This is a genomic window from Citrobacter sp. Cc139, from assembly GCF_030334645.1.
Taxonomy (GTDB): Bacteria; Pseudomonadota; Gammaproteobacteria; order Enterobacterales; family Enterobacteriaceae; genus Citrobacter; species Citrobacter werkmanii.
The window spans coordinates 276,991-301,484 of the sequence record NZ_JAOWDM010000069.1; the positions used below are offsets into that span (position 1 = coordinate 276,991).

Genomic DNA, 24,494 nt, shown 5'->3' on the forward strand with positions numbered 1-24,494 from the left:
TTTTGCCTCAATTTCGTCGTCTATTACTCTCTCTTGCCAGCGTGCTGGCCTTCGTAACACCTGTTTTTGCTGGCAAACTCGCCATCGTTATTGATGATTTCGGCTATCGTCCACAAACTGAAAATCAGGTACTGGCGATGCCTTCCACCATCTCCGTTGCCGTTTTACCCAATGCTCCACATGCGCGTGAAATGGCGATTAAAGCGCATAACAGTGGACATGAGGTGTTAATCCATCTGCCGATGGCGCCGCTGAGCAAACAACCGTTAGAGAAAGATACTTTGCGCCCGGAAATGAGCAGCGAAGAGATTGAACGCATTATTCGCGACGCGGTAAGCAAAGTGCCGAATGCCGTGGGGCTGAACAACCATATGGGCAGTGCGATGACTTCCAGCCTGTTTGGCATGCAGAAGGTGATGCAGGCGCTGGAACGTTACGATCTCTACTTTCTGGACAGCATGACCATCGGCAACAGCCAGGCCATGCGCGCAGCGTCAGGAACCGGTGTGAAGGTCATCAAACGCAAAGTCTTCCTGGATGACACGCAAAATGAAGCTGACATTCGTCGTCAGTTTACTCGCGCCGTCGATCTTGCGCGCCGCAACGGCTCAGCGATCGCCATTGGACACCCTCATCCTTCCACGGTGCGAGTATTACAGCAGATGCTTTATAATCTGCCAGCCGATATTACGCTGGTTCGTCCGAGCAGCCTGCTCAATGAACCGCAGGTCGATACCTCCAGACCTAACCTCACGCAACCGAATAACGGCGCACCGCGTAATCCTTTCCGCGGTGTGAAATTGTGCAAACCGAAACAGCCGTTAGAACCCATTTACGCCAGTCGATACTTCACCGTACTCGGTGAAAGCATCGCCCAAAGCACGCTGGTGCAATATATGCGCCTGCAGTGGCAGGGCTGGCAATAATCAGTCGTTAAGATCCAACGTTAAATGGGCCAGGCGGCGCGGCGTCAGTGATTTATCGCGCCACTGGCTAAAACGGATGGCCCACAGCAGCACCTGATAACCCAGCTTAACGCTGCAGATATTACTCACCATCCGTTTGAACATACCCGACACAAATACTTCAGCAATCATACGCTGGCGGATTTTTTCGTCCGGCTCTTTACGTATGCAATGACAAACGCGTAGCGCTTCGTAAATCACCTGCTGTTTGAATTCCGGGTAAATGGGAATGCGCCCGGCGTACTCATGATTCATTTTGTCGAGCAGGCGGGTAATCTTGATGTAGTGACGCTGATAGGCGAGGTTCTTCAGCCCGGTACGCGGCAGACGACTCACGGACGCGCCGTGCAGGAAGTATTTGTACAATGGGACTTCCGTATAGCGTGCGCGTTTCGCATTAAACATAAACTCCGTGGTCCAGATGATATCCTGGTGGTGCAGGCCAGACAGGAAGGTCAGCCCTGCATCGCGGATCGTCTGATGACGGTATACGCCCATCCAAACAACGTGCCGCCAGCGGCGACTGGCTAACGCTTTTCTTAACCAATCCGGTCCGGTCATCACGTCAGTAGAACGTATACGATCGGTAGGAATGGATGCCCATGTATGCCCCGTCTCCGCAATACACCAATCGGCATTGCACTGCGCCACATCCAGATTGTCCTGCAGCGCCATCTTCATCAACGTTTCATACATTTCCGGATAAGCAATATCATCACCGTCAACATAAGCGATGTACTCGCCCCTGGCGACTTCCATACCGGTATTACGCGCCGCTGAGACTCCCCCGTTCTGCTGGTGCAGTAGATGAACGTGCGGATAACGATCCGCATACGCCTGTGCGAGCTGCGCAGAGTTATCCGTAGAGCCATCATTAACAATGATGATCTCCAGATTTTTCCACGTTTGCGCAATCAGCGAATCCATACACGCAATGAATGGTTCACCCGTATTGTAAAGCGGCATAATGACGCTCAATAGGCCGGGGGTATAGGTCATATCAAATCCTGCCAAACAGTATAATTAACGGCAATTTCTAACATATTTAGCGGTAATTCTTCAGAGAAAATTTCTCAAACCTTTAGCGGAAAATGCGCCTGACGAATGAGCGCAGCAAACAAAAAAAATCCCCGGAGAGTTAACGATAGTCAACATCCGGGGACGGCATGCAGAATCCACTACGTGGATACGGTTAATCCCAGCTCAGGATCACTTTCCCTGACTGCCCTGAACGCATCGCGTCAAAGCCTTGCTGGAATTCATCGATGGAGAATCGATGGGTGATAATTGGCGACAAATCCAGACCAGACTGAATGAGAGCGGCCATTTTGTACCAGGTTTCAAACATCTCACGACCGTAGATACCTTTAATAAACAGCCCCTTAAAGATAACTTTAGTCCAGTCGATGGACATATCAGATGGCGGAATACCCAGCATAGCAATACGGCCACCGTGGTTCATGGTATCCAGCATAGCGCGAAACGCTGGCGGCGCACCGGACATCTCCAGGCCTACATCAAACCCTTCGGTCATGCCCAGCTCAGCCATCACGTCGGTCAGATTCTCTTTCGATACGTTGACCGCGCGGGTGATACCCATTTTGCGTGCCAGCTCAAGGCGATACTCATTCACGTCGGTGATCACCACGTGGCGTGCGCCAACGTGCTTCGCAACCGCCGCCGCCATAATACCGATTGGACCCGCGCCGGATACCAGCACATCTTCTCCCACCAGATCGAACGACAGCGCCGTGTGCACCGCATTACCGAACGGATCGAAGATGGACGCCAGATCATCGGAGATATTGTCCGGGATTTTAAACGCGTTAAATGCCGGGATCACCAGGTATTGTGCAAAACAACCAGGACGGTTTACACCGACACCGGTCGTATTGCGACACAGGTGCGTACGCCCACCGCGGCAGTTACGGCAATGCCCACAGGTGATATGACCTTCGCCAGAAACGCGATCGCCGATTTTAAAGCCTTTAACTTCCTGACCAATGCCAACAACTTCGCCGACATATTCATGCCCCACGACCATCGGAACCGGGATAGTTTTTTGCGACCAGTCATCCCAGTTATAAATGTGAACGTCAGTCCCGCAGATGGCTGTTTTACGGATTTTAATCAGCAAATCGTTATGGCCGACTTCCGGTTCAGGAACGTCGGTCATCCAAATGCCCTCTTCCGCTTTCAGTTTGGATAACGCTTTCATTTCACATCCTCAGGCAATAACGCCCAGTTGTTTACCAATGCGTGTGAACGCCTCAACAGCACACGTAATCTGCTCAGGGGTATGCGCTGCAGACATCTGAGTACGGATACGCGCCTGGCCTTTTGGAACCACTGGATAGAAGAATCCAGTAACGTAAATCCCCTCTTTTTGCAGCTCACGGGCAAACTCCTGCGCCACCACCGCATCACCCAGCATAACCGGGATAATCGCGTGGTCCGCACCGGCTAAGGTAAAGCCTGCGGCAGACATTTGCTCGCGGAACTGGCGCGCGTTCGCCCACAGGCGATCGCGTAGTTCGCTACCTTGCTCGACCATTTCCAGCACTTTAATGGAAGCAGCCACAATCGCCGGAGCCAGTGAGTTGGAGAACAGATAAGGGCGGGAACGCTGACGCAGCCACTCAACGACCTCTTTACGGGCCGCGGTGTAACCACCGGATGCGCCGCCGAGCGCTTTACCCAGCGTACCGGTAATGATGTCCACACGGCCCATCACGTCACAGTATTCATGAGAGCCACGACCATTTTCGCCGACAAAGCCGACCGCATGGGAGTCATCAACCATGACCAGCGCATCATACTTGTCCGCCAGATCGCAGACGCCTTTCAGGTTCGCAATCACGCCATCCATAGAGAACACGCCATCGGTGGCAATCAGGATATGACGAGCCCCCGCTTCGCGCGCCTCTTTCAGACGCGCTTCCAGCTCGACCATGTCGTTGTTGGCGTAACGGAAACGCTTCGCTTTACACAGACGAACGCCATCAATGATTGAAGCATGGTTCAGGGCATCGGAGATGATCGCGTCTTCTGCGCCCAACAGCGTTTCAAACAGACCGCCGTTGGCGTCAAAGCAGGAAGAGTAAAGGATGGCATCTTCCATACCAAGGAAAGCCGCCAGTTTTTGCTCCAGTTGCTTATGGCTGTCCTGGGTACCGCAAATAAAGCGTACCGAAGCCATACCAAATCCGTGAGAATCCATACCCGCTTTTGCCGCGGCAATCAGTTCCGGGTGGTTAGCCAGTCCCAGATAGTTGTTCGCACAAAAGTTAATAACGTGGCTTCCATCTGCCACGGTGATATCCGCCTGCTGGGCAGATGTAATAATGCGCTCTTCTTTAAACAACCCTTCCGCACGTGCGGTTTCGAGATCGTTGGTTAACTGTTTGTAAAAATCCCCACGCATTTCAATTCTCCAGACTGGGCAAATTTCAGCACATATTACCCAAAGCTATACATTGATACGAGATGACGCATCATCACTTCTTCAAAATGAAGCATAAATCACGCGTACCCGCACAGCTTATCGGTGAATGGCTGAAGCCTGGACCATGTAGTGATATGATAGAAGTATTCGTGTCTGAGATTGTCTCTGACTCCATAATTCGAAGGTTACATTTATGATCATCGTTACCGGCGGCGCGGGCTTTATCGGCAGCAACATCGTTAAGTCCCTGAATGATAAAGGCATCACCGATATTCTGGTGGTGGACAACCTGAAAGACGGCACTAAATTTGTTAACCTGGTGGACCTGAATATTGCTGACTACATGGATAAGGAAGACTTCCTGATCCAGATTATGGCTGGCGAAGATTTCGGCGATATCGAAGCGATTTTCCACGAAGGCGCATGCTCTTCCACCACCGAGTGGGATGGCAAGTATATGATGGATAACAATTATCAATACTCCAAAGAGCTGCTGCACTACTGCCTGGAGCGCGAAATTCCGTTCCTGTACGCCTCTTCCGCCGCGACTTACGGCGGTCGTACGTCTGATTTCATCGAATCCCGAGAATATGAGAAACCGCTGAACGTCTATGGCTACTCAAAATTCCTGTTCGACGAATACGTGCGTCAGATCCTGCCAGAAGCCAACTCTCAGATTGTTGGCTTCCGCTATTTCAACGTCTACGGACCGCGTGAAGGCCACAAAGGCAGCATGGCAAGCGTCGCTTTCCACCTCAATACCCAGCTTAACAATGGCGAAACACCAAAACTGTTCGAAGGCAGTGAAAACTTCAAACGTGATTTCGTTTATGTTGGCGATGTGGCGGCGGTAAATCTGTGGTTCCTCGAAAACGGGGTATCCGGCATCTTTAACCTCGGCACCGGTCGCGCGGAATCTTTCCAGGCCGTTGCCGATGCAACGCTGGCGTACCATAAAAAAGGCAGCATTGAGTACATTCCATTCCCGGAAAAACTGAAAGGCCGCTACCAGGCATTTACTCAGGCAGATCTGACTAACCTGCGCGCTGCGGGCTATGACAAGCCGTTTAAGACCGTTGCCGAAGGCGTAACGGAATATATGGCCTGGCTGAACCGCGACGCGTAAGAAGTTAGCATGAAAATACTGGTGATCGGCCCGTCATGGGTGGGCGACATGATGATGTCGCAAAGTCTCTATCGCACGCTCAAGGCGCGCTATCCCCAGGCGATAATCGACGTGATGGCACCGGCGTGGTGCCGTCCGCTGCTGTCGCGTATGCCTGAAGTCAACGAAGCCATCGCCATGCCGCTGGGACACGGCGCGCTGGAGATCGGCGAGCGCCGTAAGCTCGGTCATAGCCTGCGTGAAAGACGCTATGATCGCGCCTGGGTGCTGCCGAATTCTTTTAAATCCGCTCTGGTGCCGTTTTTTGCTGGCATCCCCCATCGTACCGGCTGGCGTGGCGAGATGCGCTACGGCCTGCTAAACGATGCGCGCGTGCTGGATAAAGAAGCATGGCCGTTGATGGTCGAGCGCTATGTGGCTCTGGCCTATGATAAAGGCGTGATGCTGACGGCCAAAGATTTGCCGCAGCCTCTGCTATGGCCGCAGTTGCAGGTCAGCGAAGGTGAAAAATCCCTGACCTGTAGTCAGTTCTCTCTTTCTGCCGAACGCCCCATCATCGGTTTTTGCCCTGGTGCGGAATTTGGTCCGGCGAAACGCTGGCCGCATTACCACTATGCGGAACTGGCGAAACAATTAATCGATGAAGGCCATCAGATTGTGTTGTTTGGCTCTGCAAAAGACCACGAAGCCGGAAATGAGATCCTCGCTACGCTGAGCCTTGAACAGCAGTCCTGGTGCCGCAATCTGGCGGGTGAGACACAGCTGGAGCAAGCGGTCATTCTTCTCGCCGCCTGCAAAGCGGTTGTCACCAATGATTCTGGATTAATGCACGTTGCCGCCGCGTTGAATCGACCTCTGGTAGCATTATATGGCCCAAGTAGTCCGGACTTTACCCCGCCGTTGTCGCACAAAGCGCGAGTCGTCCGCCTGATTACGGGCTACCACAAAGTGCGTAAGGGCGATGCAGCAGAAGGCTATCATCAGAGCCTGATCGACATTACTCCTCAGCGCGTACTGGAAGAACTTAATGACCTGTTGTTACAAGAGGAAGCCTGACGGATGCGGGTTCTGATCGTTAAAACATCGTCTATGGGCGATGTGCTGCATACGTTGCCCGCATTAACCGATGCGCAGCAGGCCATACCGGATATTCACTTTGACTGGGTGGTGGAAGAAGGGTTCGCTCAGATACCCTCCTGGCATTCGGCCGTTGACCGCGTGATTCCGGTAGCGATCCGCCGCTGGCGTAAAGCGTGGTTTTCAGCGCCGATTAAAGCTGAGCGTAAAACGTTCCGCGATGCGGTCCGTTTACTGCAATATGACGCGATAATTGATGCGCAGGGGTTGGTAAAAAGCGCAGCGCTGGTTACTCGTCTGGCTCACGGGATCAAGCATGGTATGGACTGGAGCACGGCCCGTGAACCGCTGGCGAGCCTGTTTTATAATCGCAAGCATCATATTGCCAAACAACAGCATGCCGTAGAACGTACGCGTGAATTGTTTGCGAAAAGTCTGGGATATAACAAACCGCAATCGCAGGGTGATTACGCTATCGCTCAGCATTTTTTGACAGAAGTAAATGCTGATGCAGGGCAATATGCGGTGTTTCTGCATGCCACCACCCGTGATGATAAGCACTGGCCGGAAGCCAACTGGCGGGAGCTGATTGGCCTGTTAAACAATGCAGGCATACGCATTAAACTGCCCTGGGGAGCCGCGCATGAAGAAGCGCGTGCCAGGCGACTGGCGGAAGGGTTCCCTTACGTTGATGTCCTGCCACGAATGAGTCTGGAAGAGGTCGCCCGTGTTCTCGCAGGGGCCAAATTTGTAGTATCGGTTGATACAGGCCTAAGCCATTTAACCGCCGCATTGGATCGCCCAAATATTACGCTGTATGGCCCAACTGATCCGGGACTGATTGGGGGATATGGGAAAAACCAATATACACAACAGAGTCATTCCGGAAAATTGCAGGATCTGAATGCTAGTTTAGTCAACGCATCGCTGGTTGATAATAATTTGCTTTAACTTTAAGAGATGAACCATGCTTCACCAACACATGTTTTCTCGCTTTATATATAGTATAAAAAATAATCCATTCGATTTTGTATACTGCTTATTTTATGCCGGGATACTTGCTACTCTCGGGATGGTGCTGGTCAATCCAGATGAAGCGCTGAAGATATTTATTTTCTCCACTGCTCTGTCTCTGCCTCTTATAGGTAAAAACTTAAAGTATGTATGCAGTGAGAAAAAGAATCTGGTTTTGCCTTTTATGTTGCTGCTCTTCGGTTTGCTCCAGATTATTTGGGTAGAAATATTTAAACAACCAGGCTCGGCCTTTACCGGAGCCTACCGCTCATATCAGAACGGTGGCAAAGTGATGCTGTTTGCCGCGCTGGTGATGACCGCGCTAACATCGCGAGCACCGTGTGCCAATAAAACCCGCATAACCAGTATCTGGGTGATTCTTACGGCAATCGGTTTGTATCTTTTCGCGGGATATGAACTTGTGAATCAGCCTGATTTATTAAGCTATCGTTTGGCACTCGGATTTGAACACCAAACTGGTACAGCTTATGCACTAACATTGATTGGCTTATTGGCATCTCAGGCCATCATCAACCTGCGTATAAAACATACCGTTTCACTGTATCTGTTACATTTTTTGATATCGCTGGCGGTGATCATAACCACGCAAACTCGGGCGGCTATTTTGGTATACCCGATTCTGAGTATCGGCCTGTTTCTCATGCGCTATCGTCATAACCGGGCCATGTTGATCAAAGCGTTATTGGGCTTCGTGATACTGGTTGGGTTAGCGTCAATTCCGCTTAAATCAATTATTGAAAATCGTTACCAGAACATGATGGTCGATTTGCATTCCTACAGTCAGAACAATAGTAATACCTCTATTGGCGCGCGGCTTGCAATGCAACGAGCAGGTATTGAGTCAGGGAAAGTACATCTCGAGGGGCAATCACTTGAACAACGTGGTGCAGAAATTCAGCAACTTGCTGTGCAAGATACCTCGCTACAAGGGGCGCTTGAGTTCCTTAACGTTCACCTGCATAACGAAATCGTTGATACCTTTTCGCTAAAGGGCATCCCCGGAGTTGTTGTGCTACTCTTGCTCTATACCGCTATGTTTTTAAGAGCTTACTGGCAACGTAGTCCTCTGTTGTTTGTCATTTCAGGCGCTATCGCTATCTATGGCCTGAGTGATTTATTATTATATGCCAAAGGTGAAGCCTTGAGCAGCGTACTGGCGTTATGCGTAGCAGTAATGCTGAGTTCGAATTCCGACGAGAGAACAATGCCATGATTAACGCTTCAGGTTATTTGCTGAGCATAATTATTCCCACTTATAACAATGCTGAACTCATCACAGCGACGTTGGCGTCTATCCATCAGAGCATTACTGACGAAGTGGAGGTAATAATTGTTAATGATGGTTCAACAGATTTAACGGAAGAGCGCATCAAGGCATTTTATCGTGAACATAACTGCAACAACGTTAAATATATAAACCAAAAAAATCAAGGTGTTGCAATCACCCGTAACGTTGGGCTTGCCCATGCAACGGGAAAGTATATTGGTTTTATCGACAGCGATGACATTGTCTGTAAGGATTATTTCACTATTCTCCTCCCTAAACTGAGGGAGGAAAAATATGATATCGTGGAATTCAACTTAACCAGGGATATCAAAAATCTGTATCAGAACAAACCTGGTGCAAAGCATGCTTTAGCCGAACACGAAATTATTTTGGCTGATGATAACTATGCTCCCCTGTTGCCAACTTTCCGTGCCGGGCAATGGCATCTTATGACAAAAATCTTTCACCGCGACATTATTGGCAACGATCGATTCGAAGAACATCGTCGATATGAAGACATGATTTTTTGTCCCTTTCAATACTTTAAGTGTCATTGCATATTAAAGATAGAAAATAAATTATATTACTATCGGGTAAATGAAAAAAGCATTACCGAAAACATTATTGATAGCGATGCGGACAGCATCTTCTTTGCTATGCGAAAAATGTATAACTATGTGAATAAAAATAACGAAAAACGTACTGTCGCCACATTAATGATCATCAATTGTTTTCTGGAAGGCCGCAAACTTTTACGTAAAAAGAAAGGCTACTATCGTTATAACGAAAGTATGTTAAATGACATTCAGAATGCACTTGCATGCTGCGATACCAAAATCGTTAAAAACAAAATAATCCTTAAGATGAAATATCCGCATATCGACCGTTCAATTTCTGAAATAAGATACAAGATACTATCTGCATGCAAAAATTTATTTTTTCGAAAGGGATTTTAACATGTTTGATAAAGTCGACCGTGTTCTTATTTGCAAGCTCAAATTTTATGGTGATGTTCTATTAACAACACCTGTCATTGCCAGCATTCAGGCTCGTTATCCTCATGCTAAAATCGATCTGCTTCTTTATAAAGATACAAAATCAATTTTGGCAGCAAATGAAAGTATTAATGAGTTTTATCTCATTGAGAAAAAGAAAGGCCTTTTAGATACAGTAAAAAATTATCTTTCAGTGCGCCAACAGCTGAAAAAAAACCACTACGACCTGATCGTTAATTTAACCGAGCAGTGGCCGATTGGCGCTCTTATTGCCTCATTACGTCGCCCCTCAATTGCATTTGAACGGGATAAGAAACAATGGAACAAGCTTTTTTCACGGGTTACAACGCTGACCGGTACGCATATAGTTGAACAAAATCTCTCCATTCTAAAAGGTGTTGGGTTTAGCGAGACCGATCTGAAAAAAGAGATGTCACTGCACTACCGCCGGGATGATTACCACTATTTGGTTTCCCAACTTCCGGCATTACCTTCACAAAAATATGTCGTTATTCAACCTACTGCCAGACAAGAATTCAAATGTTGGGATGATGATAAATTTGCCCATGTGATTGACTATCTGCATCAGCGTGGCCTGCATGTTTACCTAACCTGTGGGCCAGCATTGAGTGAACAACAGCAAGTCCAGCGTATTGCTGAACAGTGTCAATCATCACCTGACCTGACACTGGCAGGCAAAACAACCTTCCTGCAATTGGCCGCGTTGATCGACCATGCGGTTCTTTACATCGGGGTCGATTCTGCGCCTATGCATATGGCGGCAGCATTAGGAACACCACAGGTTTGCCTGTTTGGGGCAACCAATTATCAGCAATGGAGACCATGGTCAGATAATGCTGTATTGATTTGGGCTGGCGATTACCATCCCATGCCTCCCAGAGATGAACTCGACAGGTCAAAAAAATATTTAACATGGATACCGGAGCAAGCCGTGATTGACGCTATCGATAGGGTACTTCATGATAGTGGCAATAATAAAGGCAATGAGAAAGCATAGATGGACAACAAAAAAAACGTTATTAATATTGCTTACTGTACAGATGCCAATTATCTGGAATATGTAGCAGTGTCCATTATGTCTGTCATAATGAACAACCCTGGACAAGACTTGTCATTTTTCGTTTTTGTCTATGACGTCTCAGACGACGAAATCAATAAACTGCGCGCAACCAGCGATAAAATTCAGGTTATCAATATTGATAAAGAAGAGATTGAGAAATATAACAATGACTTTGCAATCAAACACCTGAACCGTTCAACCTATATGCGCCTTGCCGTTCCGCGCTTATTAAAAGATAAAGTTGAGTACTTTATCTATTTAGATGCAGACACTCTGTGTTTCGATAAACTCAATGATATTAACAGTATTGATATCAGTAACGTCATTTGCGCAGTCAGCCACGACTCGCTCGATATCCATGATACAAAAAATGCCAAACGCCTGGGTCTCAGTACGGGTCATTACTTCAATGCTGGTTTTTTGTATATTAATATCGCAAATTGGATTAAATTCGACATCGAAAACAAAGCTAATACTGTGCTATTTGAACAAGGGAAAACTCTACCTTACTTTGATCAAGATGCTCTGAATATTGCAATGGATGGCAACGTCAAATTTATTGATAATCGATGGAATTTTTTGTTTAACTGGTTTAACGACCAACAAAAAGAGAGTTTCTTCTATCAAAAAGATATCCTGCCACGCATTATCCATTTCACCGGTGGACGAAAGCCATGGTATAAAGAACACACTGGGCTTTCACAGCAACTGTATCTTTTCTACCATCATTTCACACCATGGCAGAACACAGAAATGCGCTCTTATGCTCCACGAATGAGACCTACTGATTATCGGGTTTACTCACGTCAGGAAGCCAAAAGAGGAAATTACTGCGCTTCTATCAAATGGTATCTGAAATATCTCAAGACAAAACTACGCTAAATAAAAAACTCCCTTTCGGGAGTTTTTTTACTTACTTTGTAACTTTGCACGTAAATAGCCGATATAGCTAATTACTGAAGCGAAATACTTTCCTTGTAGCCTTTCATGCCGTGATTTCTTTTTGTATTGCTTTGGTGTTCTGGCTGGTAACAAAGGAACATCAGCCCATGGAGAAGACTTCCACGCTTCAACAAAATACTGTGCTGAAGGATAGTTAGCCCATGAATTCCATGGCTTGGTAACGCCTATATAATGAATCAAAATGGTTTCAGGCGTTATAAACTCTTTATATTTTGAAATATCTTTGCTCTTAAGCTCTTGTTTAATACCATATATTGCATCATAAATTCGTGGTAAGAAAATAGTTTTCCCCAAAAACATGATATTCAAAACATCCTGGTCAAGAAACGCAAATTTCTTAGTTTTATCTAACAGAGTAGAAAATGCTTTAGAGAAAAATTGTTGTTCCTTCCATTCCTTTAAATTAGCAAAAATAACCCCAGCATTAAAATATTGCTCATTAAACTCTGGAACATTAAGACGAGTAGCGGCATATGAGCGACTATCATCAACATCCTGGATAACGGCAGCAACATGATGCTCAAATTTGATATTCGTTAAATCAATCAACGAACCCTTACATACCACATCGGCATCAATATAGAGCAAACTATCGATTTTTTCACTAAGATATTCAAATGCAATAAATCTAAAATAAGTCGCATGAGACCAGGCATTTCCACATGGCAAGACCTTTAGTCCTTCAGCATTCATTACATAGACAGTTATATTAGTAGCAAATTTTTTTGCTAGTTTTTCAAGCCGTTGTCGATAATCTGAATCAATATAATCAGTAAAAAGGTGAAAATGAATGCTGATATCTTGATTATGTAGTAAAACGGACGACATCGAAACTGCCGCTCCGAACATAAAATTCTGATCAACCCCCCATGCAATATTCAGCTGCGGGGTATGATCTGTTGGAGCACCAAAGATCTCAATGGTATCCTTGATAGACTGATGACAATCAAAATTCATGTACTACACCTTTTTTATGCTATCTGAAAATTATCTGCACAACAGACTAGTGCGACCGTGCATTATGTAGTTTATTTTTTATATACATAACATGACTTAGCACAGAACGGATATATTTTCGCTGCACTCTTTCATGTCGTGACTTACGTTTATACAACTTGGCTGTGTTTGCGTTTAACAGAGACTTTTCCGCCCATGCGGATTTCTGATATGCATCAATAAAAAACTTAGCCACCGGGTATTTAGCCCATGAATGCCATGGTTTAGTGACGCCCACATAGTGAATTAATACCGTATCATCGGTAATGAAATCCTGATAAATCTTATCGTTTTTATTTTTGAGCTCCTGATCAACGCCATAAATGCAGTTAAAGTCTCTTCTCAGGAAAATAACATTCCCGACAAACAAAATATTGAGTACGTCCTGGTCGAAATAAAGCAATTCTTTTTGGCGTTTGTCTAATATAGAAAATGCTTTAGTTAACAACTGCTGCTCACGCCATACTTCGAGATTCGCAAATACAACACCCGAATTAAAATACCCATTACTCAGTTCAGGGATACCGAGTCTGGTACCGGATTTAATTCGCACTTCATCAACATCATTAATAACAGCTGCATATTCCCCACAGAAATTAATCTCAGTAAGTTCCCGTAGAGAACCTTTACAAATGACATCGGCATCCAGATACAGTACCGAGCTTAATTCGGTGCTTAAATATTCAAATGCAAAGTAACGATAGTACATTGCATAAGTCCAGGCTTTCGTGCTCGGCAGTTCACGAAATGCCGCATTATCGAAAACAAGGACAGTCACGGTCGTACTGTACATTTGTGTCAGTCGTTTTATGCTTTCCAGATAGTCGTCATCAATATAGTCAGTGGCGATATAAAAATGGATATCAATATCAGGATTATTCACTAATACTGAGGTCATAGAAATGCCAGATCCAAACAAAAAATTACGATCAACACCATACGCAACGCTTAGTTTTTTACTCTTGTCATGCGTAGAGCTGTCGATGATATGTTTTTGAATGATCAACTTCTGGAAATCGATGTTCATAATAAAATAGCCTCAAACTTCATGTGTAATTTATAGCGCTTTTCTTATTGTTCTTTGTCTTATTTTTTGCGCTTTTGTGACAGCCTGTTCAAACAACCTGACTTCCTGACGAAAGATTTCACGTAATGGCATCGAAAAATAGACACGTAAAAAACGGTAGATATCTCTGGACGTTAGACCAATTTCCAGTGAGGAGAAATAGAGCCCGATCAAATCCTTATCCCGCCAGCGGCGTGGTACCTGCTGACGTATTTGAGCACGATGTAGATCAATCACAGAAAGTTTGATATCCGCAACATCTGCTGGCATCGGCTGTTGGAGCAGGAAGTGGCAAATATAACAATCCCGATGATTTACCCCACCTCGATGCATTTTACCCACCATTTCCGCCACGCGGGTAATAATGGTCCGTTTTAATACAAAATCGGGCCGTTCAACTCCCCAATTGGCGCAAAAATCTTCAAGACTGATGGCAGGAGAAAGATCCTCGGTGATAATAAATGAGGTTCGCTCTAACGGATTCAGGCCTTTCTGTCCAAAAGCAACCCCCGTCATTGTTTCCACATTCAGTGCTTGCAAACGGTGAATCGCCAGCCACTCCCGGTCCGCGCCAAGCACAGGCATGCGCAGAGAAATAAGGTTTTTCACCACTTCTTTAAGCGTGGTCCCATGATGATATTTAAGAAAGTAACCTTTTCCCATCATCTCAAAACGCAGGGTACGCCGAGTTTCCAGAGCGCGAAAAACCTCGCCATCCAGCTTAGTGACTTCCGTGAACGGGTCTTTTCCTTGCCATTGCGTGGCAAATGGTTCTTTCAATTCAATCATTTTCGAGACCTAAAATGATATCTGCAGCTTTATCTGCCAGACTGTAGAGATCTTCTGTATCAGCAAAATGTCGCGCATTTCCAGCCCAACGACTTCTCTGCTCATTATTTTGCAGCGCATCGAAAAGCGCTGTATTCAAATTTTCCTGCGCAAAAGGTTCAGGAATCACCACGCCGCATCGGGCGGCAGTGATATAACCTGCGTAGCCGCATACCTCAGTAGTTAATACTGGCAGCCCGGCTACTACGGCTTCTAGCAAGACAATACCAGCGGCTTCCTGAACTGCCGGGTGAAGCAATAAATCAGCAGCGGACATCAATTCAGCGACATCATCTCGCCCCGAGAAGAATTGCACATGCTTTTCAATACCCAATTGGCGGGCCAGAGCACGATAACGATCGGCCTTATCCTGACCAACAACCATCAACTGAGTACGGTGACGTATAGTCTCAGGTAAAGAAGCCAACGCGTGTAAGCTTCTTGGCACACCTTTACGCTTGAAATCTGATCCGACCTGCAGAAGCAGGAACTGATCGAGAGCAATACCATTCTTTTCTCTGACAATCTGCCTGCTGTTTTCAGGTTGCAGGCTGTATTTTCTGTCTGGGTAGATACCTGGCGGCAGAATACGAAAACGCTGGCTCTCGGTATGATAATGCTGTTTGAAATCACCGATTTGCTTATCGGTTAACATCAAAAGCGTGGTACCGGAACCTTGTTGAAACGTCGCTTTTTCAAATGCAGAGTAGTGCCGATACCGACGCGTCAACTTATAGAAGAAGCCCTTCTCGCGAGCGACCTTTTCCGCATAGCAAACGTCGGCGGCGTAATACACATCCAACCCAGGCATTTTATTAAAACCAACGATACGATCGACGGGATGCTGACTTAAATAATTCTGAACCCACTGATAATATTGCTCGTTTTTCCCATGATTAGTTCTGGCTGTGACGGGTACGAGTATAATTTCGAGTCCTTCCGGACGTTCGCCCTGCCATGACTGGGTAAACACCTGGACATGATGACCTCGCGCAGCAACCGTGAGCGCTACTCGCAGAAAATCACGCTGTAGCCCACCATAGGGGAAATACTTGTACAAACAAAAAGCAATATTCATGCATTAATATCCGCATCGCGTCGCCAGGCATAGCAGGTCTGATACATCCAAAGTTTACCGCCCATGTTTTCGAAACGTTTCTGCCGGCTAGCTACCTGAAATTGCGCAGTAGTATATCATTTATTACCACGCATTCCGAAACGAATATTTTTTGAACAAAATAAAGAAATAAATCATTAAAAACAAAAAGATATAAAATTAACGCATTCACCTTAAAACACGCGCCGCACAAGACGTTAAGCCGCGTCAGTACGTTTATAGGCATTTTTAAAAATGCCGCCGATTAAAACAGTGCCGCGACGATTCCATCGTTTTGCTGCGACCTGGATAAAAATGATGGTAAAGCCATAGTTAAATACATAGAATCCCCAGCACATTCATAAGTTAGCTACCATTATGCTCGAATTGCTTTACACCGCCCTTTTCTACCTTATTCAGCCTTTGATCTGGATACGGCTTTGGGTGCGCGGACGTAAGGCTCCGGCCTACCGTAAACGCTGGGGTGAACGCTACGGTTTTTACCGCCGTCCGCTAAAACCAGGCGGCATCATGCTTCACTCAGTTTCTGTGGGCGAAACGCTGGCAGCTATTCCATTAGTCCGTGCTCTGCGACATCGTTATCCCGACTTGCCGATCACGGTAACCACCATGACGCCAACCGGCTCTGAGCGCGTACAATCCGCGTTTGGTACTGACGTTCAGCACATTTATTTGCCATACGATTTACCGGATGCTTTGAACCGTTTCCTAAATAAAGTTGACCCCAAGCTGGTGTTAATCATGGAAACCGAGCTGTGGCCAAATCTGATCGCGGCACTCCATAAGCGCGGTATTCCTCTGGTCATCGCCAACGCACGGCTTTCTGCGCGTTCAGCCGCTGGCTACGCAAAATTAGGCAAATTTGTTGGTAAGCTACTGCGTCGAATTACGTTGATTGCCGCACAGAACGAAGAAGATGGCGCGCGTTTTATTACGCTTGGCGCCAGGAGCAATCAGGTCACCGTCACCGGCAGCCTGAAGTTTGATATTTCCGTCACGCCACAGTTGGCCGCCAAAGCGATTACGTTGCGTCGTCAATGGGCGCCTCATCGCCCGGTGTGGATTGCAACCAGCACGCACGATGGTGAAGAAAGCATTATCATTGCAGCCCACCAGGCGTTATTAAATCAGTTTCCTAATCTTTTGCTGATCCTGGTTCCCAGACATCCTGAGCGATTCCCGGATGCCATTAACCTCGTACGCCAGGCTGGGCTAAGCTATACCACACGCTCTTCTGGCGAAGTTCCATCCTCAGATACACAGGTCGTTATCGGCGACACCATGGGCGAGCTGATGTTGCTTTACGGCATTGCTGACCTTGCTTTTGTCGGTGGTTCACTGGTTGAACGTGGCGGGCACAACCCACTGGAAGCCGCGGCACACGCCATTCCGGTACTGATGGGGCCACATACCTTTAATTTTAAAGATATTTGTGCTCGTCTCGAACAGGCAAGCGGATTGATTACCGTCACCGACGCAACCACGCTGGTGAAAGAGGTCTCTTCTTTACTGACCGATGCCGATTATCGTAATTTTTATGGCCGTCATGCAGTTGAAGTCCTGTATCAAAATCAGGGCGCGCTACAGCGCCTGCTGCAGCTGCTGGAACCTTATCTGCCACCCAAAACGCATTGAGGCAAATCATGCAAAAACGGGCGATTTATCCAGGAACCTTTGATCCCATAACTAACGGCCATCTTGATATCGTGACGCGTGCGACCAGCATGTTCGATCACGTGATCCTGGCGATTGCCGCAAGTCCCAGTAAAAAACCGATGTTTACCCTTGAAGAACGCGTCGAGCTGGCGCAACAGGCAACGGCGCATCTTGGCAATGTGGAAGTTCTGGGATTCAGCGACTTAATGGCAAACTTTGCCCGTGATAATCAGGCTAACATTCTGATCCGTGGCCTGCGCGCGGTAGCAGATTTTGAGTATGAAATGCAGTTGGCCCACATGAACCGCCACCTGATGCCGCAACTGGAAAGCGTCTTTCTGATGCCGTCTAAAGAGTGGTCATTTATCTCATCGTCACTGGTGAAAGAAGTCGCCCGCCACCAGGGAGATGTGACGCACTTTCTGCCGGAAAACGTCCATCAGGCGTTAATGAGTAAACTAAAGTAATACGTCTGCCCGGATAAGACATACAGCTTATCCGGCCAGCAACGAATGTTATTTCTGACAGCGACGGCAGTAGAACGTCGTACGCTGGGCGTGTTTTGTCGCAATGATCGGCGCGCCGCATACGCGACAGGGTTCGCCTTCTCTCCCATAGACCTGCAGCTCCTGGGCAAAATAGCCCGGCTTACCGTCGCTTTGCAGGAAGTCCTTCAGCGTCGTTCCACCCTGTTCGATCGAACGCAGCAAAACCGCCTTAATGACGCGCACCAGTAGTTCGCACTCATCCTGCGACAAAGATGACGCCAGACGATCAGGATGGATACCCGCTGCAAACAGCGACTCGCTGGCATAGATATTACCTACCCCCACCACCAGCTTGTTATCCATCAGCCAGGGTTTAATCGCGGTTTTCTTCTTCGCGCATTTCTGCTGCAGATAACTGGCGTTGAAATCGTCGCTCAGTGGCTCTGGTCCAAGATGAGCGAGAACATTATGCCCATCGAGCTCTGTCGTCCACAGCCAAGCGCCAAAACGGCGAGGATCGGTATAGCGCAGAACTTTGCCGTTACTCATCACTAAGTCGACGTGGTCATGCTTTTCTGCCGGAAGCTCTTCAGGAAGGATACGCAAACTACCCGACATCCCCAGATGAATGATAATCCAACCATCCGGCAGTTCCAGCAACAGGTATTTCGCGCGCCGCTGTACGCTGAGAACGGGTTTATCACTCAACCGGTAGATTTCCTCGGATACCGGCCAACGCAAACGACCGTTACGCACAGTCGCGTGCATAATCGTTGCCCCAACCAGATGCGGCTCAATACCACGGCGGCTGGTTTCGACTTCAGGTAATTCAGGCATAGTATCTCCGGCGATGTATCAGGTCACATTAATATGGGGACGGCCAGAAAACAAAAAACCCCGCCGAAGCGAGGTTTTTTATTACATCAAAGCGAGAATTACTTGATTTTCGCTTCTTTGTAGAGAACGTGCTGACGGACAACTGGATCGAATTTTTTCAGTTCCAGTTTTTCCGGCTTAGTACGTTTGTTCTTCGTAGTGGTATAGAAGTGACCAGTACCAGCAGAAGAAACCAGCTTGATTTTCTCACGAATACCTTTAGCCATGATTTATTTCCTCTTAGTACTTAGTACTTTTCGCCACGGGCACGCAGTTCAGACAGAACTGTTTCGATGCCTTTCTTATCAATAACACGCATACCTTTAGCAGATACACGCAGGGTGACAAAACGCTTTTCGCTCTCAACCCAGAAACGGTGAGAGTGCAGGTTAGGCAGGAAACGGCGTTTAGTCGCGTTCAGTGCGTGGGAACGGTTGTTACCGGTCACCGGACGCTTGCCAGTAACTTGGCAGACTCGGGACATGTCTATTCTCCAAAAATCAAATTAGCTCGAGCTTCGTATGGGGTATCGGCGCCTCGTCAGGCTTTACAGCCCGGTCATCGCGTAGTTCTAAGTGAACTCTCGATTGCCAGGCCCAAATGCCAAACCCGAGATTCTCAAAGGTGGCGTAGTATACGCTGACCCGGCGTTATGCTCAAGTCCCGAACAGACAAAGATCCCGATGGATCGCGTAAAGTGCGTTAAATCCAACCGCGTTCCGCAAAAGAAACGTACTCTCCGCGCCCAATGACCAGATGATCAAGCACCCGGATATCCATGAACTGACAGCATTTCACAACACGCTCGGTGATGAGTTTATCTGCTTTACTCGGCTCTGCACAACCCGAAGGGTGATTATGGGCAAGGATCACCGCTGACGCATTCATTTTTATCGCTTCACGCACAATTTCTCGTGGATGCACCTCAACATGGCTAAGCGTGCCGGAAAAAAGTTTGCTGTGTTTAATCACACGATGTTGAGAATCCATAAAGATCACCAGAAAGATCTCGCGTTCCTCTTGCGCGAGCTGGCTTTGCAGAAATTCTCGCGCCATTTCCGGGCTAAGTAACGCGCGCTCTTCCATCACTCGCACGTTATGGTAGCGCCTTGCCAGTTCGGCAATCCCTTTAAGCTGTGCATACTTCGCCAGGCCAATGCCGTGAACGTGGCTAAACGCCATATAGTCTGCTGATAACAGGCCATACAGCGAACCAAAATGCTGGATCAACTCTTTTGCCAACGTCAGCACATCTTTACCCAGAATCCCGGTGCGTAAAAAAAGCGCCAGTAGCTCAACATCGCTAAGTGAACCAGCCCCCTGCGCCAACAGCTTTTCCCGGGGCATCATACGTCCTGTATTTTCCATGCTTTCCCCTCCTTTCGCGTCCGCATAGTGGCATAACGCTTGTCGCGAATCGACGCTCTGTTATCACTTCTTCGTAGCGGCTCGCAAACTGAAGCGCGGGCAAAAGCACGACTCATTGCGGATTGTGATAAAATATCCGCCTTCTGGTGAAACCCAACAGGAAAGATCATGATGAGCCTGGCCGGTAAAAAAATCGTACTTGGCGTCAGTGGCGGCATTGCTGCGTACAAAACCCCTGAACTGGTGCGTCGTTTACGGGAACGCGGCGCTGACGTCCGCGTGGCGATGACCGAAGCGGCAAAAGCGTTTATTACTCCCCTGAGCTTACAAGCGGTTTCGGGTTATCCCGTTTCCGACAGCCTGCTTGACCCCGCCGCCGAAGCCGCGATGGGCCACATTGAGCTGGGGAAATGGGCCGACCTGGTTATTTTGGCGCCTGCTACGGCAGACCTGATTGCCCGCGTCGCCGCGGGGATGGCTAACGATCTGGTTTCAACGATTTGTCTGGCAACGCCTGCTCCTGTTGCTGTGCTGCCAGCCATGAACCAGCAGATGTACCGCGCTGCCGCGACCCAGCACAATCTGAGCATTCTTGCCTCGCGAGGTTTGCTCATTTGGGGTCCTGACAGTGGTAGCCAGGCATGTGGCGATGTCGGTCCTGGACGCATGCTGGATCCGTTGACGATTGTCGATATGGCCGCAGAACATTTCTCTCCTGTCAACGATCTGCAACATCTCAATATCATGATTACGGCGGGTCCGACGCGCGAACCGCTGGATCCCGTGCGTTACATTTCCAATCACAGCTCCGGAAAAATGGGATTTGCTATCGCAGCCGCAGCCGCAAAACGCGGGGCAAACGTCACGCTGGTGTCGGGACCTGTTTCGTTACCCACACCGCCATTTGTGCAGCGCATTGATGTGATGACCGCACTGGAGATGCAAGCCGCCGTGCAATCTGTGGTGCAACAACAGCATATTTTTATCGGCTGCGCCGCAGTCGCTGATTATCGCGCCGAGACCGTCGCCCCCGAAAAAATCAAAAAACAGGCGACGCAGGGTGATGAATTAACAGTAAAAATGGTCAAAAACCCGGATATTATCGCCGGTGTTGCCGCACTGGATGCTAATCGTCCTTTTGTCGTTGGGTTTGCCGCCGAAACAAATAATGTGGAAGAATATGCCCGGCAAAAACGCATCCGCAAAAACCTTGATGTGATCTGTGCTAACGACGTTTCGCTATCAAATCAAGGGTTTAACAGCGACAGCAACGCATTACACCTTTTTTGGCAGGATGGAGATAAAATCTTACCGCTTGAGCGTAAAGAACTCCTGGGCCAATTATTACTCGACGAGATCGTGACCCGTTATGATGAAAAAAATCGACGTTAAGATTCTGGACCCGCGCGTAGGGCAACAATTTCCGCTCCCGACGTACGCCACTTCTGGCTCTGCCGGACTTGACCTGCGTGCTTGTCTTGATGACGCCGTAGAGCTGGCGCCAGGTGCAACTACGCTGGTGCCAACCGGGTTAGCCATCCACATTGCCGATCCCTCTCTGGCGGCGGTGATGTTGCCACGTTCCGGGCTGGGCCATAAGCACGGCATCGTACTGGGCAACCTGGTCGGCCTGATTGATTCCGACTATCAAGGACAATTGATGGTATCTATCTGGAACCGTGGCCAGGACAGCTTCACAATTGAACCGGGCGAACGTATCGCGCAGATGGTATTTGTACCGGTCGTGCAGGCTGAATTTAATCTGGTGGAAGAGTTTGAAGCCACCGATCGTGGCGAAGGTGGCTTCGGCCATTCCGGGCGCAAGTAACCCGCAGAAAAGTATCCCACAGCGTAATAACGCAATAACACACCGCAAACAGCCGTTTGCGGTCGCTGTGTGGATGCCTGCCTGGCAAGAGCTTATTTTCAGGGGTATTTTGTAACATGGTAGAAAAGCAAACTGCGAAAAGGAATCGTCGCGAAGAAATACTTCAGTCTCTGGCACTGATGCTTGAGTCCAGCGATGGAAGCCAACGCATCACGACAGCGAAACTGGCAGCCTCTGTAGGCGTTTCCGAAGCGGCGTTGTATCGCCATTTTCCCAGCAAGACTCGCATGTTCGATAGTCTGATTGAGTTTATCGAAGATAGTCTGATTACCCGTATCAATCTGATCTTAAAAGATGAAAAGGACACCAGCGCACGTCTGCGTCTGATCGTTCTGCTGATTTTAGGCTTCGGTGAACGTAACCCCGGTCTGACGCGCATTCTGACCGGGCATGCGCTCATGTTTGAACAGGATCGTCTGCAAGGCCGCATTAACCAGCTTTTCGAACGTATTGAGGCCCAGTTACGCCAGGTTCTGCGCGAAAAAAGAATGCGTGAAGGCGAAGGTTACACGGTGGATGAAACGCTGCTGGCCAGCCAGTTACTGGCTTTCTGCGAAGGGATGTTGTCCCGGTTTGTACGTAGCGAATTTAAGTATCGACCAACGGATGATTTTGACACCCGCTGGCCGCTGGTTGCCGCTCAATTGCAGTAACACAATTGCCGGATGGCGACTTTGTCTTATCCGGCCTGTGCAACCCGTAGGCCCGGTAAGCTTAACGCCACCGGGCAATGCAGCGACGATTAAACCCCAAACTCTTCTCGGTATGCCCGCACTGCTGCCAAATGTTCTGCCATCTCAGGCTTCTCTTCCAGATACGCAATCAGGTCTTTCAGGGTAATGATCGAAATTACCTTGCAACCATAATCACGTTCCACTTCCTGAATCGCTGAAATCTCGCCACGACCGCGTTCCTGACGATCAAGAGAAATCAGTACCCCAGCAAGCGTAGCGCCATTAGCCTGAATAATCTCCATCGACTCACGAATTGCTGTTCCCGCGGTGATAACATCATCCACCAGCATGACACGCCCCTCAAGTGCGCTACCTACCAGATTACCGCCTTCACCATGGGTCTTCGCCTCTTTACGGTTAAAGCAGTACGGTAAATCTTTATCGTGGTGTTCCGCCAGCGCAACGGCAGTGGTGGTCGCAATCGGAATACCTTTGTAGGCTGGGCCAAACAGCAAATCGAACTCGATGCCGGAATCCACCAGCGCTTCGGCATAAAAACGGCCTAGCAGTGCCAGATCGCGCCCGGTATTAAATAGCCCGGCGTTGAAGAAATAGGGGCTTTTGCGCCCGGATTTCAGCGTAAATTCGCCAAACTTTAGTACCTGCTTGCTAAGCGCAAACTCAATAAACTGGCGCTGATACGGTTTCATGGATTCGCTCCTCATCTCACTTTATTACAGACAAAAAAAAGGCGACTCTTCAGTCGCCTTTAAAATCAATTTTCTAACGCCGCCTTCTGCGTCGCTACAATGGATTCGATTCCCCCTCGGGCCAATGCCAGTAGGGTGAGAAGTTCTTCATGGCTGAACGGCTCACCTTCCGCCGTGCCCTGCACTTCAATAATGCGACCATCTTCAGTCATCACTACGTTCATGTCTGTTTCTGCGGCGGAGTCCTCAACGTACTCGAGGTCACAGAGCGCTTCACCGTTGACAATGCCCACGGAAACCGCGGCAACCATCCCTTTCATCGGGTTAGTTTTCAGCTTACCGCTCGCCACCAGTTTGTTCAGCGCATCCGCCAACGCAACGCATGCGCCAGTAATCGATGCAGTACGCGTACCGCCATCAGCCTGAATAACATCACAGTCCAGCGTAATAGTGAATTCACCGAGCGTCTTCAGGTCAACAGCAGCGCGAAGTGCGCGGGCGATCAAACGCTGGATTTCCATGGTACGACCGCCCTGCTTACCTTTCGCCGCTTCACGGGCGTTACGGGTGTGCGTGGCGCGTGGCAGCATGCCATATTCTGCGGTGATCCAGCCCTGGCCCTGACCTTTCAGAAAACGTGGGACGCCTTCATCAATAGAAGCGGTACACAGCACTTTGGTATCACCAAATTCGACCAGCACGGAGCCTTCAGCGTGTTTTGTATAATTACGGGTCAGGGTGACGGGACGCACCTGATTGGCACTACGACCTGCTGGACGCATGATAAAATCTCCGGCTTGAAACGAATGTGGCTGCGCATTATACGGACTTCCGACGGTTATTCCTATCCTGACAAGACGTGGATGGCTATAA

General features: G+C 48.2%; 26 protein-coding genes. 13 read left to right on the forward strand and 13 right to left on the reverse strand.

Going from position 1 to position 24,494, the window contains the following annotated elements:
- The first annotated feature begins 2 nt into the window (after positions 1–2).
- Positions 3–926, forward strand: coding sequence for a divergent polysaccharide deacetylase family protein (locus tag OGV69_RS05965; protein WP_069323716.1), 924 nt, complete (start codon positions 3–5; stop codon positions 924–926).
- Here the strand turns inward: OGV69_RS05965 and OGV69_RS05970 are convergent, their stop codons facing one another.
- The 3 genes from OGV69_RS05970 to kbl all read right to left on the reverse strand — a co-directional run bounded on the left by OGV69_RS05970 (position 927) and on the right by kbl (position 4,389).
- On the reverse strand, positions 927–1,964 hold the full coding sequence (locus OGV69_RS05970; protein WP_174331378.1) for a glycosyltransferase: 1,038 nt from the start codon (positions 1,962–1,964) through the stop codon (positions 927–929).
- 193 nt (positions 1,965–2,157) lie between these two features.
- Positions 2,158–3,183 (reverse strand): L-threonine 3-dehydrogenase, encoded by a 1,026-nt coding sequence (tdh, locus tag OGV69_RS05975; protein WP_069323715.1) that lies wholly within the window; start codon positions 3,181–3,183, stop codon positions 2,158–2,160.
- Between the two features lie 9 nt (positions 3,184–3,192).
- Positions 3,193–4,389 carry a glycine C-acetyltransferase gene (gene kbl, locus OGV69_RS05980; protein WP_069323714.1) on the reverse strand — a complete coding sequence of 399 codons (1,197 nt, stop codon included), beginning with the start codon at positions 4,387–4,389 and terminating at the stop codon, positions 3,193–3,195.
- 214 nt (positions 4,390–4,603) lie between these two features.
- On the opposite strand from kbl, the gene rfaD reads away from it, so the two are divergent.
- Genes rfaD through OGV69_RS06015 form a run of 7 tightly spaced genes read left to right on the forward strand, consistent with a single transcriptional unit; the run spans position 4,604 to position 11,873 of the window.
- Positions 4,604–5,536 carry an ADP-glyceromanno-heptose 6-epimerase gene (rfaD, locus tag OGV69_RS05985; RefSeq protein WP_003827312.1) on the forward strand — a complete coding sequence of 311 codons (933 nt, stop codon included), beginning with the start codon at positions 4,604–4,606 and terminating at the stop codon, positions 5,534–5,536.
- Between the two features lie 9 nt (positions 5,537–5,545).
- Positions 5,546–6,592 carry an ADP-heptose--LPS heptosyltransferase RfaF gene (rfaF, locus tag OGV69_RS05990; protein WP_069323713.1) on the forward strand — a complete coding sequence of 349 codons (1,047 nt, stop codon included), beginning with the start codon at positions 5,546–5,548 and terminating at the stop codon, positions 6,590–6,592.
- Positions 6,593–6,595: 3 nt separating this feature from the next.
- Complete coding sequence (rfaC, locus tag OGV69_RS05995) at positions 6,596–7,564, forward strand: lipopolysaccharide heptosyltransferase RfaC (RefSeq protein ID WP_038635338.1); 969 nt, start codon at positions 6,596–6,598, stop codon at positions 7,562–7,564.
- Positions 7,565–7,580: 16 nt separating this feature from the next.
- Complete coding sequence (locus OGV69_RS06000) at positions 7,581–8,861, forward strand: O-antigen ligase family protein (RefSeq protein WP_114140319.1); 1,281 nt, start codon at positions 7,581–7,583, stop codon at positions 8,859–8,861.
- Positions 8,858–9,871 carry a glycosyltransferase family 2 protein gene (locus tag OGV69_RS06005; protein WP_069323712.1) on the forward strand — a complete coding sequence of 338 codons (1,014 nt, stop codon included), beginning with the start codon at positions 8,858–8,860 and terminating at the stop codon, positions 9,869–9,871. Before OGV69_RS06000 ends, OGV69_RS06005 begins: the two co-directional genes overlap by 4 nt.
- 1 nt (position 9,872) lies before the next feature.
- Positions 9,873–10,928 carry a lipopolysaccharide core heptosyltransferase RfaQ gene (rfaQ, locus tag OGV69_RS06010; RefSeq protein ID WP_069323711.1) on the forward strand — a complete coding sequence of 352 codons (1,056 nt, stop codon included), beginning with the start codon at positions 9,873–9,875 and terminating at the stop codon, positions 10,926–10,928.
- The gene (locus OGV69_RS06015) at positions 10,929–11,873 is read left to right on the forward strand and encodes a glycosyltransferase family 8 protein (protein WP_069323710.1); all 945 of its coding nucleotides are present in this window, start codon (positions 10,929–10,931) and stop codon (positions 11,871–11,873) included. It abuts the gene before it with no gap.
- A 27-nt stretch (positions 11,874–11,900) separates the two neighbouring features.
- On the opposite strand, the gene OGV69_RS06020 is transcribed toward OGV69_RS06015, so the two are convergent.
- Genes OGV69_RS06020 through OGV69_RS06035 form a run of 4 tightly spaced genes read right to left on the reverse strand, consistent with a single transcriptional unit; the run spans position 11,901 to position 15,922 of the window.
- The gene (locus OGV69_RS06020; RefSeq protein WP_069323709.1) at positions 11,901–12,911 is read right to left on the reverse strand and encodes a glycosyltransferase family 8 protein; all 1,011 of its coding nucleotides are present in this window, start codon (positions 12,909–12,911) and stop codon (positions 11,901–11,903) included.
- A 46-nt stretch (positions 12,912–12,957) separates the two neighbouring features.
- A complete protein-coding gene (locus tag OGV69_RS06025) occupies positions 12,958–13,977 on the reverse strand; it encodes a glycosyltransferase family 8 protein (protein ID WP_038635351.1) in 1,020 nt (339 codons plus the stop codon).
- A gap of 30 nt (positions 13,978–14,007) precedes the next feature.
- Positions 14,008–14,805, reverse strand: coding sequence for a lipopolysaccharide core heptose(I) kinase RfaP (gene rfaP / locus OGV69_RS06030; protein ID WP_069323708.1), 798 nt, complete (start codon positions 14,803–14,805; stop codon positions 14,008–14,010).
- The gene (locus tag OGV69_RS06035) at positions 14,798–15,922 is read right to left on the reverse strand and encodes a glycosyltransferase family 4 protein (RefSeq protein ID WP_069323707.1); all 1,125 of its coding nucleotides are present in this window, start codon (positions 15,920–15,922) and stop codon (positions 14,798–14,800) included. Before OGV69_RS06035 ends, rfaP begins: the two co-directional genes overlap by 8 nt.
- Before the next feature lie 396 nt (positions 15,923–16,318).
- Here OGV69_RS06035 and waaA point away from each other — a divergent pair, with 396 nt between their 5' ends.
- Positions 16,319–17,596, forward strand: a complete 1,278-nt coding sequence (gene waaA, locus OGV69_RS06040) for a lipid IV(A) 3-deoxy-D-manno-octulosonic acid transferase (RefSeq protein WP_069323706.1) — start codon at positions 16,319–16,321, stop codon at positions 17,594–17,596.
- Positions 17,597–17,604: 8 nt separating this feature from the next.
- Entirely contained in the window at positions 17,605–18,084 is a 480-nt protein-coding gene (gene coaD / locus OGV69_RS06045; RefSeq protein ID WP_003024099.1) for a pantetheine-phosphate adenylyltransferase, read from the forward strand.
- A gap of 48 nt (positions 18,085–18,132) precedes the next feature.
- On the opposite strand, the gene mutM is transcribed toward coaD, so the two are convergent.
- The 4 genes from mutM to radC form a co-directional block, all read right to left on the reverse strand.
- Entirely contained in the window at positions 18,133–18,942 is an 810-nt protein-coding gene (mutM, locus tag OGV69_RS06050) for a bifunctional DNA-formamidopyrimidine glycosylase/DNA-(apurinic or apyrimidinic site) lyase (RefSeq protein WP_069323705.1), read from the reverse strand.
- Between the two features lie 98 nt (positions 18,943–19,040).
- Entirely contained in the window at positions 19,041–19,208 is a 168-nt protein-coding gene (gene rpmG, locus OGV69_RS06055) for a 50S ribosomal protein L33 (protein WP_003024094.1), read from the reverse strand.
- Positions 19,209–19,228: 20 nt separating this feature from the next.
- Positions 19,229–19,465 (reverse strand): 50S ribosomal protein L28, encoded by a 237-nt coding sequence (rpmB, locus tag OGV69_RS06060; RefSeq protein WP_003024071.1) that lies wholly within the window; start codon positions 19,463–19,465, stop codon positions 19,229–19,231.
- A 218-nt stretch (positions 19,466–19,683) separates the two neighbouring features.
- Positions 19,684–20,349: a RadC family protein gene (gene radC, locus OGV69_RS06065; protein ID WP_038635368.1), complete on the reverse strand. Its 666-nt coding sequence runs from the start codon at positions 20,347–20,349 to the stop codon at positions 19,684–19,686.
- Between the two features lie 171 nt (positions 20,350–20,520).
- On the opposite strand from radC, the gene coaBC reads away from it, so the two are divergent.
- From coaBC to slmA, 3 genes are all read left to right on the forward strand, one after another.
- Positions 20,521–21,741 carry a bifunctional phosphopantothenoylcysteine decarboxylase/phosphopantothenate--cysteine ligase CoaBC gene (gene coaBC / locus OGV69_RS06070; RefSeq protein WP_087857269.1) on the forward strand — a complete coding sequence of 407 codons (1,221 nt, stop codon included), beginning with the start codon at positions 20,521–20,523 and terminating at the stop codon, positions 21,739–21,741.
- Positions 21,719–22,177: a dUTP diphosphatase gene (gene dut / locus OGV69_RS06075; protein ID WP_006687626.1), complete on the forward strand. Its 459-nt coding sequence runs from the start codon at positions 21,719–21,721 to the stop codon at positions 22,175–22,177. The genes coaBC and dut overlap by 23 nt, the downstream gene beginning before the upstream one ends.
- Positions 22,178–22,293: 116 nt before the next feature.
- The gene (gene slmA, locus OGV69_RS06080) at positions 22,294–22,890 is read left to right on the forward strand and encodes a nucleoid occlusion factor SlmA (RefSeq protein WP_003024060.1); all 597 of its coding nucleotides are present in this window, start codon (positions 22,294–22,296) and stop codon (positions 22,888–22,890) included.
- Positions 22,891–22,979: 89 nt separating this feature from the next.
- On the opposite strand, the gene pyrE is transcribed toward slmA, so the two are convergent.
- Positions 22,980–23,621, reverse strand: a complete 642-nt coding sequence (pyrE, locus tag OGV69_RS06085) for an orotate phosphoribosyltransferase (RefSeq protein WP_061066836.1) — start codon at positions 23,619–23,621, stop codon at positions 22,980–22,982.
- 65 nt (positions 23,622–23,686) lie between these two features.
- Positions 23,687–24,403 (reverse strand): ribonuclease PH, encoded by a 717-nt coding sequence (gene rph / locus OGV69_RS06090; protein WP_003024054.1) that lies wholly within the window; start codon positions 24,401–24,403, stop codon positions 23,687–23,689.
- Between the last annotated feature and the right edge of the window lie 91 nt (positions 24,404–24,494).

What these genes read in the sequence shown, in the direction of transcription:
- slmA (WP_003024060.1), top strand. Translation starts at nt 22,294, where the DNA reads ATGGTAGAAAAGCAAACTGCGAAAAGGAATCGTCGCGAAGAAATACTT.
- dut (WP_006687626.1), top strand. Translation starts at nt 21,719, where the DNA reads ATGATGAAAAAAATCGACGTTAAGATTCTGGACCCGCGCGTAGGGCAA.
- OGV69_RS06035 (WP_069323707.1), bottom strand. Translation starts at nt 15,922, where the DNA reads ATGAATATTGCTTTTTGTTTGTACAAGTATTTCCCCTATGGTGGGCTA.
- coaBC (WP_087857269.1), top strand. Translation starts at nt 20,521, where the DNA reads ATGAGCCTGGCCGGTAAAAAAATCGTACTTGGCGTCAGTGGCGGCATT.
- OGV69_RS06020 (WP_069323709.1), bottom strand. Translation starts at nt 12,911, where the DNA reads ATGAATTTTGATTGTCATCAGTCTATCAAGGATACCATTGAGATCTTT.
- coaD (WP_003024099.1), top strand. Translation starts at nt 17,605, where the DNA reads ATGCAAAAACGGGCGATTTATCCAGGAACCTTTGATCCCATAACTAAC.
- rph (WP_003024054.1), bottom strand. Translation starts at nt 24,403, where the DNA reads ATGCGTCCAGCAGGTCGTAGTGCCAATCAGGTGCGTCCCGTCACCCTG.
- kbl (WP_069323714.1), bottom strand. Translation starts at nt 4,389, where the DNA reads ATGCGTGGGGATTTTTACAAACAGTTAACCAACGATCTCGAAACCGCA.
- OGV69_RS06025 (WP_038635351.1), bottom strand. Translation starts at nt 13,977, where the DNA reads ATGAACATCGATTTCCAGAAGTTGATCATTCAAAAACATATCATCGAC.
- OGV69_RS06000 (WP_114140319.1), top strand. Translation starts at nt 7,581, where the DNA reads ATGCTTCACCAACACATGTTTTCTCGCTTTATATATAGTATAAAAAAT.
- rfaF (WP_069323713.1), top strand. Translation starts at nt 5,546, where the DNA reads ATGAAAATACTGGTGATCGGCCCGTCATGGGTGGGCGACATGATGATG.
- rfaC (WP_038635338.1), top strand. Translation starts at nt 6,596, where the DNA reads ATGCGGGTTCTGATCGTTAAAACATCGTCTATGGGCGATGTGCTGCAT.
- waaA (WP_069323706.1), top strand. Translation starts at nt 16,319, where the DNA reads ATGCTCGAATTGCTTTACACCGCCCTTTTCTACCTTATTCAGCCTTTG.
- rpmG (WP_003024094.1), bottom strand. Translation starts at nt 19,208, where the DNA reads ATGGCTAAAGGTATTCGTGAGAAAATCAAGCTGGTTTCTTCTGCTGGT.
- mutM (WP_069323705.1), bottom strand. Translation starts at nt 18,942, where the DNA reads ATGCCTGAATTACCTGAAGTCGAAACCAGCCGCCGTGGTATTGAGCCG.
- OGV69_RS06015 (WP_069323710.1), top strand. Translation starts at nt 10,929, where the DNA reads ATGGACAACAAAAAAAACGTTATTAATATTGCTTACTGTACAGATGCC.
- pyrE (WP_061066836.1), bottom strand. Translation starts at nt 23,621, where the DNA reads ATGAAACCGTATCAGCGCCAGTTTATTGAGTTTGCGCTTAGCAAGCAG.
- radC (WP_038635368.1), bottom strand. Translation starts at nt 20,349, where the DNA reads ATGGAAAATACAGGACGTATGATGCCCCGGGAAAAGCTGTTGGCGCAG.
- rpmB (WP_003024071.1), bottom strand. Translation starts at nt 19,465, where the DNA reads ATGTCCCGAGTCTGCCAAGTTACTGGCAAGCGTCCGGTGACCGGTAAC.
- OGV69_RS05970 (WP_174331378.1), bottom strand. Translation starts at nt 1,964, where the DNA reads ATGACCTATACCCCCGGCCTATTGAGCGTCATTATGCCGCTTTACAAT.
- OGV69_RS06005 (WP_069323712.1), top strand. Translation starts at nt 8,858, where the DNA reads ATGATTAACGCTTCAGGTTATTTGCTGAGCATAATTATTCCCACTTAT.
- rfaD (WP_003827312.1), top strand. Translation starts at nt 4,604, where the DNA reads ATGATCATCGTTACCGGCGGCGCGGGCTTTATCGGCAGCAACATCGTT.
- rfaQ (WP_069323711.1), top strand. Translation starts at nt 9,873, where the DNA reads ATGTTTGATAAAGTCGACCGTGTTCTTATTTGCAAGCTCAAATTTTAT.
- tdh (WP_069323715.1), bottom strand. Translation starts at nt 3,183, where the DNA reads ATGAAAGCGTTATCCAAACTGAAAGCGGAAGAGGGCATTTGGATGACC.
- rfaP (WP_069323708.1), bottom strand. Translation starts at nt 14,805, where the DNA reads ATGATTGAATTGAAAGAACCATTTGCCACGCAATGGCAAGGAAAAGAC.